Source organism: Nostoc sp. UCD121, assembly GCF_014222285.1.
Lineage (GTDB): Bacteria > Cyanobacteriota > Cyanobacteriia > Cyanobacteriales > Nostocaceae > Nostoc.
In genome coordinates this window covers 1-10,788 of the sequence record NZ_JACKZS010000239.1, presented here as the reverse complement: position 1 = coordinate 10,788, position 10,788 = coordinate 1, and the positions used below count along the sequence as shown (strand labels likewise).

General features: G+C 39.4%; 9 protein-coding genes and 1 pseudogene. 1 reads left to right on the top strand and 9 read right to left on the bottom strand.

Translation table 11 applies throughout. From position 1 onward, the window contains the following. Positions 1-1,231, top strand: a pseudogene (locus GNF10_RS31330) (exonuclease V subunit alpha); the annotation flags it as partial. 239 nt (positions 1,232-1,470) lie between these two features. Here GNF10_RS31330 and GNF10_RS39365 read toward each other — a convergent pair. The 9 genes from GNF10_RS39365 to GNF10_RS31290 all read right to left on the bottom strand — a co-directional run bounded on the left by GNF10_RS39365 (position 1,471) and on the right by GNF10_RS31290 (position 10,640). Further along, the gene (locus GNF10_RS39365; RefSeq protein WP_311774244.1) at positions 1,471-1,674 is read right to left on the bottom strand and encodes a restriction endonuclease; all 204 of its coding nucleotides are present in this window, start codon (positions 1,672-1,674) and stop codon (positions 1,471-1,473) included. Between the two features lie 16 nt (positions 1,675-1,690). Continuing rightward, on the bottom strand, positions 1,691-2,917 hold the full coding sequence (locus GNF10_RS31325; RefSeq protein ID WP_185607343.1) for a hypothetical protein: 1,227 nt from the start codon (positions 2,915-2,917) through the stop codon (positions 1,691-1,693). After that, positions 2,910-3,326 (bottom strand): hypothetical protein, encoded by a 417-nt coding sequence (locus GNF10_RS31320; protein WP_181927294.1) that lies wholly within the window; start codon positions 3,324-3,326, stop codon positions 2,910-2,912. Before GNF10_RS31320 ends, GNF10_RS31325 begins: the two co-directional genes overlap by 8 nt. Before the next feature lie 264 nt (positions 3,327-3,590). Further along, positions 3,591-5,354, bottom strand: a complete 1,764-nt coding sequence (locus tag GNF10_RS31315; protein WP_185582093.1) for a type IV secretory system conjugative DNA transfer family protein — start codon at positions 5,352-5,354, stop codon at positions 3,591-3,593. Beyond that, on the bottom strand, positions 5,351-6,535 hold the full coding sequence (locus GNF10_RS31310) for a hypothetical protein (RefSeq protein ID WP_185607342.1): 1,185 nt from the start codon (positions 6,533-6,535) through the stop codon (positions 5,351-5,353). The genes GNF10_RS31315 and GNF10_RS31310 overlap by 4 nt, the downstream gene beginning before the upstream one ends. Positions 6,536-6,593: 58 nt before the next feature. Further along, positions 6,594-7,379, bottom strand: coding sequence for a hypothetical protein (locus GNF10_RS31305; RefSeq protein ID WP_185584973.1), 786 nt, complete (start codon positions 7,377-7,379; stop codon positions 6,594-6,596). Next, entirely contained in the window at positions 7,376-8,869 is a 1,494-nt protein-coding gene (locus tag GNF10_RS31300; protein WP_185607341.1) for a hypothetical protein, read from the bottom strand. The genes GNF10_RS31305 and GNF10_RS31300 overlap by 4 nt, the downstream gene beginning before the upstream one ends. Next, the gene (locus tag GNF10_RS31295; RefSeq protein ID WP_185607340.1) at positions 8,866-9,585 is read right to left on the bottom strand and encodes a hypothetical protein; all 720 of its coding nucleotides are present in this window, start codon (positions 9,583-9,585) and stop codon (positions 8,866-8,868) included. Before GNF10_RS31295 ends, GNF10_RS31300 begins: the two co-directional genes overlap by 4 nt. Further along, a complete protein-coding gene (locus tag GNF10_RS31290) occupies positions 9,582-10,640 on the bottom strand; it encodes a hypothetical protein (RefSeq protein ID WP_185592316.1) in 1,059 nt (352 codons plus the stop codon). Before GNF10_RS31290 ends, GNF10_RS31295 begins: the two co-directional genes overlap by 4 nt. Between the last annotated feature and the right edge of the window lie 148 nt (positions 10,641-10,788).

Below are 10,788 nucleotides of genomic sequence, written 5' to 3'. Positions count from 1 at the left end.
GTCTGCTTTAACCCAAGCAGTATTAGGATTGACAGAACAACTTTCTCAATACAAAGAGCAACTCGTTGCTGCTAAAAATACATTCAATAACTTTGAAACAGCATTGACGGCTGAGGTACAATCTCATGCAGAGAAGAAAGCTATTTTATCAATCTCTGATTATATTGAGCAATCAAGTATTGAATCTGCTTTAGCCCAAACAGTATTAGGATTAACAGAGCAACTTTCTCGATCTCATCAGCAGTTAGTTGAAGATAAAACTGCATTTAATGACTTGGAGGAAGTATTTACGGCTGAGTTGCAATCCCATGCAGAAAAGAAAGCTATTTTATCAATCTCTGATTATATTGAGCAATCAGCTATCGAGTCTGCTTTAACCCAAGTAGTATTAGGATTAACAGAACAACTTTCTCGATCTCATCAGCAGTTAGTTGAAGATAAAACTGCATTTAATGGCTTGGAAACAGCCTTGACTCAAGAGTTAAAATCTCATGCAGAAAAAGGAGCTATTTTATCAGTCTTTGATTATATTGAGCAATCAGCTATCGAGTTTGCTTTAACCCAAACAGTATTAGGGCTAACAGAACAACTTTCTCAATCTCATCAACAACTTGTTATTACTAAAAATACATTCAATGACTTTGATGAAGCATTGACGGCTGAGTTGCAATCTCATGCAGAAAATAAAGCTATTCTGTCAATCTCTGATTATGTTGAGCAATCAGCTATCGAGTCTGCTTTAACCCAAGCAGTATTAGGATTGACAGAACAACTTTCTCAATACAAAGAGCAACTCGTTGCTGCTAAAAGTACATTCAATAACTTTGAAACAGCATTGACGGCTGAGTTGCAATCTCATGTAGAGAAGAGAGCTATTTTATCCACCTCTAACTCTGTTGAGCAATCAGCTACTGAGTCAACCTTAGCTAAAACATTACTAGCAGAATTAAAGTTGCATCTCAAACAGATGATTCAGGGTTTAGATATTGAAAGATTGGCAGAAGTAGTTATGGAAGTAGGAAAATATATCAAAGGTGAAAAGGTAACAGGAGCAAAGGTCAGCGAGTTATTTACGAGTGTTAAAACTGATGCTTTAGCTTTGACTTTTGAGGAAAAAATGAACATCGTTAGGCAACTGATTAGAGATGACAAACCATTGATTCTGAAGAGATTGAAAATAAATCCTCAACAGTCAGATGACAACGGGGAGCAGATCCGGTTTCGGCGCTAACTAATCAAGCCGCCAAAGGCGGCAAGGCAGAAGGCAGGAGGCAGAAGGCAGAAGGAACACCTCTCCCATGAAGGGAAGAGGTAAGTGCTACGGACACATCTTTTTTTGTGCTGTGCATCTCGAAAAGAGTATTCCTACTTTTTCGCCAACAAGGGGCGAGGTTTGTACCTTTTCTTCCTTCTTCCTTCTGCCCTCTGCCCTCTGCCTCCTGCCTTTCTTCTATCAATTGGAAATGAAAATTAAGACTTACCACTTATTGTTATTCCCACTATTTTTAACTGCTTATTTAAGACAAAATTTACTAGTTTCTGACCGCTTACTAAGATTATTTTATTGGAGCGACGAATCAACTGTTTTGACAACTGTCCAGTTATGCCAGTATGCACGAAGAATCCACCACTGGCTCTTTCATGCTCAATACAAGACAGAAAATCTTTGAGCATCGGTGAGAAATCCGGGTTATCTGTGCATACCTCTAGATTGTGATTCTTGTTGAGAATCCTGCTGAATTTGATGATGCATATCAACAACAGATTGAACCTTACCAAGTGCCTGTAACTGTTGGTCACTTACGTTAGGTGATAAAACTCCATCAGTGAGAACAGCATCGCCGTTTTTGGCACGAACGATTACATTATTGCCAAGGCGTTCAAAGTCAAAGCTTGTACTTTTAAAACTTTTAGAACCATCAGGGTTATCTTTGCCCAAGATATTCAACAGGGCTTTGACACTTTGCTCAATTGCCTGACCTTTGACATCATCGACAGCAGCCCGTAGTTCAGTTCGAGTATTGTCAATGGCTGACTGAACACCCTTAATCTTTTGCTCAACCGTGTTTTTAGCACCATCTACTTGTGTACGTAACTCTTGAGTTAAGTTACCAACTTGTTGATTGAGTTCATCCCTGGCTTCATCTAGTCGGTTAGTAACTTGTTGCTCTATTTGAGCTTTCATCTGTGCAATTTCTTTCCTTAACTTCGTCACTTCAGGGGTCAGCGCATCTTTAAGGCGCTCAAATGCGTTTGAAGCCGTTTTCTTTACTTGACGTTCAACTGACCCAACCCAGTTTTGAAGAACCGTATTTTGAACTTGTGGTAAAAACCGTTCATTTACTTGGGACAAAGCTTTTTGGGTGTTCTCAATCAACTGTTGTTGCTTTTCTAAAGACTTACCCATTTCGGCAACTTGAGCAGCCAGTTCTGACAAGGATTCAGGTGTTTGTTCATTTTTTTTAAGACTGTCAACAAGTTTTTGTTGCGACTCTAGTTTAGATTGCAAAACAGCCACTTGTTTTTGTAAAGCTTCTACACTGTACATTCGCTCATTACTTACAACTTTATTTTTCGGTGATGGGGGAGCTAAACCTAATTTGTCAGTCAGTACCTCTCCATTTTTAATATGGAATACTTTTTCATTGCCAATTTTAATAGAAATTGCACCTTGAGAATTTTTCGGGTCAGACAGAGCTTTTTTTAAGTTCTCTACTATCGTTGGTGTTAATAAGTTTTTCGAGGGAGATTCTCCCAATGTTCCTTGATAAACTTTGCTAGAGCTAGAGTAAATAGAAACATCCTTGCTGGGATCTAATCCTTTTTCTTTAGCTTTCGCATGGATGAGTTTGAGGAGAGATTCTAAAATGTCTAAATAATCTCGCTTAATTTCTTTCGCTTCACCATCATCAATCATTATTTTCGCCTTTGAGAATTGACTGTATTAACAGTTCAGGATTAATCGCTACTTCTGGCAAAACTATCCCACCGAGTTTATTAAGAACCTGTCTTCCTTCAACTTCAATGTAAGCAAATTCTCCATCGATCATCACTGTTATCGATGATGTATTTTTTTCAGCGCGAGATGGGACATAATCTTTCAGGACACCATTTAACACAAAAATGTTGGCATCATCTGCATCGCTACTATAGACTTCAAGGCACTCAGGAAGATAGTTAGCATCAAAAGGCAAGTTATCCCAACTATCAGCAGTGTTTAAAATTTCGCTTGGATATTTATCTGCGAGGGCTGCTATATCAGGAGGGAGTTTTGCAATTTGTTTTCTATCATAATCAGAGAACGGGTAAAACTTACTTGATGACATGAATTTTATCCTAAGTATTTTTGATGATTGAAGAAGGGAACTCTTAATAGGGAACAGGGAACAGATAAGAAACTAAAGTTTCAAAGTTTAAAGCTCAGTCAAAAAATTTTTTTTTTGAGATGCGTAACACGAAAAAAACAGTGTCATTATTTCAATCTCATGTTTTTAAACATGAGTTTTTCCTGTTCCCTCTTAGGAGTTCCCTCTTCCCCTCTTCCCCGTTAAGAGTTCCCCGTTCCCCGTTAAGAGTTCCCTTTTTCTTGCTTAAATCAAACTAGCATATTCTGATAGCTGCTCTTGAGTTTCTATCAAAGGCAACAATTTTAATGCCTCTGCCCGACGAATTCTCATTTCTTCATCTGCTGGAGGTTTCAAAATAGACTTCATGGCTAATGACTTTTGGAATTTATACCAAGCTTTTACACTCGCCGCTTCCGAATTAATCTCATGTTGAGGAATATGAATATTTTGCAAGATTGGTATACTTATCTGTCCGCGAGAACGAAACCCTGGACTAATAATTACAGCTTTACCTTCTGGTAATGTATTAAATTGGTTGATATCAAATAACTTGCGAGTACTGTTTTGGTCAGAATTAGAAATACTTGCTCCTCCTTTTCCTCCTGATGAACGGGAACGTTGCTTGTATTTAATCTCTTCATCACCTAAGAACTTACTAAAACGTTCTGCTGCTACATCATCTTGAGGGTTAAAGAATGCTTTGGTAGCACATCCTCCAAATATGGCATTTGTTGTATTTTCTCCATAAGATTCAATTAGCATTGAGAGATTTTGTAAACCTAAGATAGAAATTAGTCCATCCTCCCGGTTTTGGTTCAACCAATCCACCAAGGCTGGTAAATATAATGTTGGTAATTCATCAATCCCAAGCACAAGAGGACAAGCGCGTTTATAGGCGACATTTCTACTTATTATTAAATGCAGAATGGAGACAAGCAACGGTGCAATTACATCACGCTTTTCTTTGTTCATCCCAAAAATCACCATCTGCCGTCCTTTCAAGTCCAGTGGAATATTGGTTTTTCCGCAGAAAGCTGCCAATGCTGCCGGAACCATAAATCGGCTGAACAATCCGCTTGCTGTTCCCACAATACTAGCTGCTGTCTCTGGGCTACCAGCTACAGATACAAACTGTGCGAAAGCTTCCCTAACCATGAAATTCAGGTTCTCTGCAATTTCCATACGCTTGACTAGCTTCGGTAATCCGAGAATTGCTTGGCACATCATGATATCTGGGTATTGTGTTCCTTTCGCCAGCATAAAGACAGCTTGCACCAGTTGATCTCCTGCATTGCTGAAGAAGCTATTTCCCGAATCTTTTTCACCGAGTTGAAAGTTGCGGTTGAGTGTGATTGCCAACTGCCGCGCCATTTCCGAATCTTTATTACTACGAAGAAAGTCTATTGGATTGGCAACTGCCGATTCTGCAAAACCTGGAGCTAAAATGGTGACTTGATAACCACGTTTTAGGGCGTACCCTGCTAGTATTGGTGCTTGTCCTTTAGGTGCATCTGTGGCTGATTCTTGCTGTGCATACTTAAAATCATAAAGTGCTAAGGGGAACCCTTGATCTATTGCTGAACGAATCAACGGATTAATCATTGAAAATGACTTTCCACAACCTGGGCCACCACAAACGAAAATCCCCCGTTGCGCGTCTGGTAGGTAAAGGGTTGCTGCATCTTCGGGAATGCACGTTTTTCTGACACCATTGACAATTTCACTTTTTATATTCTTGGGAGTCCCCACGTACAGCGACACACGATTATGTTTACGTTTATTTATTTGTTTGCACGCTAGTTTCCGGGCTGCTGTCTTCTCTGTTGTTCCACCCCATCGGGCAGTAGCTAGTTTAGCAATACCTCCTTTAGCATCAATATATTTAGCCACCACAATTACTGCACCACAGGCTAGTAATCCAAGTCCAGCAGGTGAAATTAGTGCAGACTCAAGTCCTGGTGGAATGAATTGGTTAGCATTGACTTGCGTGTTGGTCGTTGTTGTCATTGTCCGCTTCCCACAATAACTAGATTATTTTCATTTACTGGTATCCAAGGCACTGGCCCAATAAAATAGGGCGTACAAGTTTTTTGCATAAATGGTGGTCGCGCACATATCCTAAAGAATAAGCCAAAGTCGGCAGTCCCCTTGGATTCATTCACTCCAGTTAGCGCCACTTTGAACCCACTACCATATACCAGCCGTCCTGTCGGTTCCTTCCCGGAATTGACCGCAGCCAAGAAACCATAACCGCCCTTAACTTGCTGAGATGAACCCGATGCCCAACGCTTACCATATAATCCACCCTCTGAGCCGGAGAAATCGCCCATTTCTAGATATGAGCATTCTTTACCAGCAGAACAAGCACTAGGTACAGTTTTATCGCCCCTTACTACACTGCCAGAGATAAAATAATTATTTCCAACCCTCGCATCACCTTTTTCAGAAGTACCAAGAACTACAGAAGCAATTCCCACAACACCAACGCCAGAATTAATCGGTTGAGGCATCTTATCGAAGGGTACTTGGTTTAATCCAGGGACTTGGTTAATATAACTTTGCTGCCAAGACTTGAATTTTCCCAAGGAAGTTGATGTTAATCCTGGTATAGAGTTTAACGAGTACTTGCTTAAATCAAGTTTACCTAAAGGCAGATTCCCTGCTTCCGGGTTTGACCGTAAAATTTGAGAAATGTTTCCACCACTTAATACCCTATTCTTAGACAATAAGGCGGCTATTGCTGGGACTTGTCGAAGACTTAAGTTTCCTAAACTAGGGATGGCCTTGACTAGTGATGCTGGTGTCTGCCATTGCATTAATCCAAAATCTTTTAGTGTCAGTTTGTTATTATTTGGTGCGATTGAACTTATCGATTTCAGGCTCAAACTGGACATTTTAAATGCATCATCCGCATCACCTAGCATCACAACAGAATCAACTTTTTGTCCTGCTGACCAGGAACGTGACGGGTCATATCCAAATAGTGAGATGAGATTCTCTGGAATGCTCAGATATCCTGGCTGTTGCACAGGCGGCAGATTATCCCATGTAATTCGTGACCAGTCTGGAGCCTGAACAAGATATTGACCTTGCGAATAGCTTATTGTCGGAGTTTCAGCCTTTGATGGCGCAGGTAAGACGAATGGAATTAAAGACATAGCTGTTAATAAATATTGTTTCAACCTCATTTGTTCTCCTGATTAATTAATAAAGCCGATAATTATCTGAGTAAAAAAGGGCAAAGCATTATTTTTGCCCCCACTGAATTAACTGATTAAAAACTTCCTCCTTAACACCAGAACGTGAAATAGCTTCTTCTTTGCTCTTGCCTTGACGTAGTAATTTAACCGCATCCTGAGCTTTTTTCCAAGTTATTGAACCCTCTTTAATTTGACCATTACTATGAGCGATCGCTAAACCATAAACAAGAGCATTAGCATCATTTCTTGGTAAAGTCCTACCAGGTAATATAGAGTTTATAGTTGCTGGTGCTGGTATCTTATCTAGGTTAGTTGGGGCTACTTCCGGTTTAATGGCTACAGGTACTACAGGTAATGGACGAGCCGAATCTGGTTTAATCACCAGACTAGTGTAAGATGGGCTTCCTGTAGCAGGAATTAATTTAAATTGGTATTGTTTTTGTCCATCTGACCCACTAGTAATAATGGTTATTTGTGTATTTCCATCCGAAGAAGAAGTTAAATTAGCAAACTTAATTGGTGTGATTTGCCGCAAGAATAAAACCGTGGCATTTCCTTGACTGCAATTTGGATCATTAGAATTATCATTACTTTTCTGACACAAGTTTCCGTTTGAGGTAAAAGCAAAGCGAGATGGATCGCCAATCCAAACTTGCTTGATAACTTCTCCAGTAGACATCAAATTAATCGTCAGTCCATAACCTTGACAAATTTTCAATTCCAGGAAATTAGAATCAACATCTTGAGAATAAACAGTTCTAACACTTCCAGCTAAAACCTGATGAGAGTTTATTAACAATAATGTTGCAGCTAGCACTAGATTTTTTTTCATAACGAAATCGTTTGATTAACGAATATCTGTACTGTCTGACCAGCATCAATCACGAACACTTTTTCTTGGCTATTTAATTGCCCAGAGCGACTTTGATTAGATGCTTTAATACCTTCGAGAAGATTGTTAAATGCACCTTCACCAAAAGCAGAAGTGATATTTTTATCATCATTAGTAGTTGTACTACTAGAAAATCCACTAGAACTAATGTTGGTCTGACTTGTTGGGCGATTCTGGATCTCAGCAGCCTTGGCAACACCGGCGATTACGGCCGACATCAAATCACCTCCTAAATTACTACCTTTGCGAGATTCGGCTTTGAGAAAACTGCCGTTTTTAGACATGATTAAAACAGCGTTTTCTGGCAGTTTCTTTTCTTGGGTGTTCCCATCGGAATTAATTAAAACTGAAACCCCACGCAATTGGGCAAATCCTGAGCCATTTGAATTAGTCAATTGAGCTACCAGATAAGATCCCGTGGGTAACACTTCACTACCATCTGATGCTTTCAATGGAAGGGATATCTTAATCAGGTAATTTTGACCGATATCATCATTAGTCCCCCAAAATATTGGTGTCTCTAGCCGTCCTTCTGTAGTACTACCAACTAAAATACGCTTTGTATTATAATCAGTTGTTTGTGCAGTAGTTTGATTTTTAATTTCTGTACTTGACCCTATTCCCCCTTTTATCTCACTGGGGTTTAATTGTTCATCATCAGAGTTGACTGAACTACTGAAACTACCAACGTTTGCAACAGCAAGCCATTGTTGCATCGGGTCTAGAGGTTGAGTTTTTACAGCCGAACTTGCATTGGGGATTACTCGTGCTACTTGTTTTGGTTGAGGTTGAGGTTGAATAACTGGCAACGAGCGTCTAACCGATGTATTAATTCTCGGTGGAAAGGGATTTCTAGAAACTGTTACTGGTTGTGTACGCTGAGGTATTGTTCTTGTCGGTGCTGGAGCTACCGTCACAGGTGTGAATGTGGGACTAGGTGCTGCTGTTGCTTCTGCTTGTGCTTTTTGATCGCGGATTTTCTTAAATTCCACATTCTGGCTAGTCAAAGCTAAAGCTGTTTTATTTTGTCCAGTCTCATCCTTGACTGGTTCTTCTATTGCTTCAAGACTTATTTTTGGTGATTCTATTTTTGTAGTAGAAAAGTTCAGGGCATTCATAGAACCATTAATTAGTCCGCCAACAATCATTATAAAAATCAATATTATCCCACCGATAACAGCCATCTTTAAAAGTGGGTTTTGCGGAATTGTACGAGTAGTTGTTATTTCTTCTGGTTCAGGAGCTTCTGTATCAGCTAAGGATTCAAGCTGAATACTTACCCCATTCATCGCAGCGAAATCTTTATCTTTCTTATCCAAAGAATCTGGGTTCGCTGTGTCTGACTGCTCTTGTGCTAAAAATTCTGCTGGCTCTTCTTCTTGGGGAACGTTTCTTTTATTTACTGCTGGTGATTCTTGCGTTTGTGTCATAAATTCAAATCTTGAATTTTATATATTTCTAAACCTGCTTTGCGGACACGATAAGCTGTTTGTTGAAACTCAGATGAAATCTGCGGTAATGTCGGTGTGTCTATCACTTTGACAAAAACACTTTTGTTAAACCCTATTGGTTCTCCAACCATATTATTACCCTGAAAAACTATTACTTCCCCTACCATATCTACTTGAAATTTACCTGGGTTTACTTTTTTAGGTTCGCTAAGTAAACTGATTTTTAAAATTGATTGAGTCGTACCATTAAATACATCTGGTGGTGTAAGATTTCCTATTTCTTTCAGAAACTCAGCACGGAAATCTTCTGATAACGCAAACCCTGTAGCCCATACATTCGTTGTAATTTTGCTATTCCCTGTTTGCACACCCGCATCAAGCTTTAATTTTTTACTAGGGTCTGCATCGTAGTCATCAGTCACTTTTGGCAGTGTATTCCAACTCAATAGCCCTGTCATTGTTTGCCCGACAAAATACCTGATGGCTTGAGCCGATCTCGACTCACTATGCATCGCGCTAACTCTTATAGATTCTCCATCATTTAATTCTACTAATGTCGGTGCTTTCGAGTTAGCTATAGTTCCCACTCTCGCAAAATTTATGATTTCTATTAACAGTAGTAGGCTCAGTAATACTGCATTCCCTATCAAAAATATTGGCGTGAAATTTAATTCTTTTTTTTCTAGTAGCCTCATTTTCTTAATCCCACAGAGAATTTAATTCCACTAGTAAAAGCTGTGAATACTGACATTCCCCCTCCTGTACCGATGGCTACTGCAAGTAATGGCGAAAAAATTGCTTGTATTAGTTGCATCAACAATGGATTGCTTGAAGGTTTGTCAACTATCGCACTCGCAACTATACCTACTATTATCGAGTATGAAATTAGTATTAGTGTCAAACCTAGCCAACCGGACAACCACGCATAAAGGGGCTTGCTTTCAAAAGGCAGCAAAGACAATACCAAGAATATAGGTGCAACGTAAGCAACTAACAAAAAGGATAATTGCACTATATATTGGAAACCTGCGGACAAACCACTCAGGATCACATAAACAAGACCTTGAATTGCACTATTGACAAGTTCGCCACCAATATCCAAAGGGTTCCAGCTTCCCGAACCTGAACCAGTTCCCCTTTTCTCTCTGGCTTTGCGCGCGTCTGATTGAGCTTTTTCTATATTTTCTTTGATGCAAGTTTGTCTAGGATTTGTTGTGTTACCGTTACTATCTGTTTGAGAAGTTTCAAGTTTTTCACATTTAGCCAAAGCTGTCTGTGTAGCTAAAATGAAACTCTGATCGGCATTCACATTCCTGATAGCGTCTTTTAACTTTACACCATTTCTAGTAATACTTAAAATACTCCTATTTAAAGTTACAGATACATCTTTTAGAGCGATTGTGGTATTAGCCAATAAAAAACCATTGTTAGTCAGCATTACAATTACTAACAATGGAAAAACCATTTCATTTACAAAATTGTAAGAAAAACCTTCTTCAGCGAACTTTCTATACCAACCCAAAGAGGCAAAACTGACTAAAACTACTGCAACCAACATTGATACAGCCACAACAGCCGTATAAATAGAACTTGTCCCAGATGCTAGCTCTGTCCAATCATTAGCAAAAGATTTGACAATCAAATCTGCCCCATCAATAGCACCATCAACGATCTCACCTGAATTAGTAGTACCCGTATTTTGTCCAGGTTGCTGTCCAGTTGATTGAGCCAAAATAATAGTTAAAAGCATTTTATTTAATCAGCTATTTTTACCAAAAGGGGGAAGAGGAAATGGGGGAAAGGAAAGGAATTAAAGATAATAATTCAGCACTCAGAAGTCAGGAGTCAGCAATCAAGACGCTCTCTACGAGACGCTAATGTGTAGCTTGCTTCCCCGT

Bases quoted from the DNA above. Each gene is read 5' to 3' on its own strand.
- GNF10_RS39365 (WP_311774244.1), bottom strand. From the start codon at position 1,674: ATGCTCAAAGATTTTCTGTCTTGTATTGAGCATGAAAGAGCCAGTGGT.
- GNF10_RS31325 (WP_185607343.1), bottom strand. From the start codon at position 2,917: ATGATTGATGATGGTGAAGCGAAAGAAATTAAGCGAGATTATTTAGAC.
- GNF10_RS31320 (WP_181927294.1), bottom strand. From the start codon at position 3,326: ATGTCATCAAGTAAGTTTTACCCGTTCTCTGATTATGATAGAAAACAA.
- GNF10_RS31315 (WP_185582093.1), bottom strand. From the start codon at position 5,354: ATGACAACAACGACCAACACGCAAGTCAATGCTAACCAATTCATTCCA.
- GNF10_RS31310 (WP_185607342.1), bottom strand. From the start codon at position 6,535: ATGAGGTTGAAACAATATTTATTAACAGCTATGTCTTTAATTCCATTC.
- GNF10_RS31305 (WP_185584973.1), bottom strand. From the start codon at position 7,379: ATGAAAAAAAATCTAGTGCTAGCTGCAACATTATTGTTAATAAACTCT.
- GNF10_RS31300 (WP_185607341.1), bottom strand. From the start codon at position 8,869: ATGACACAAACGCAAGAATCACCAGCAGTAAATAAAAGAAACGTTCCC.
- GNF10_RS31295 (WP_185607340.1), bottom strand. From the start codon at position 9,585: ATGAGGCTACTAGAAAAAAAAGAATTAAATTTCACGCCAATATTTTTG.
- GNF10_RS31290 (WP_185592316.1), bottom strand. From the start codon at position 10,640: ATGCTTTTAACTATTATTTTGGCTCAATCAACTGGACAGCAACCTGGA.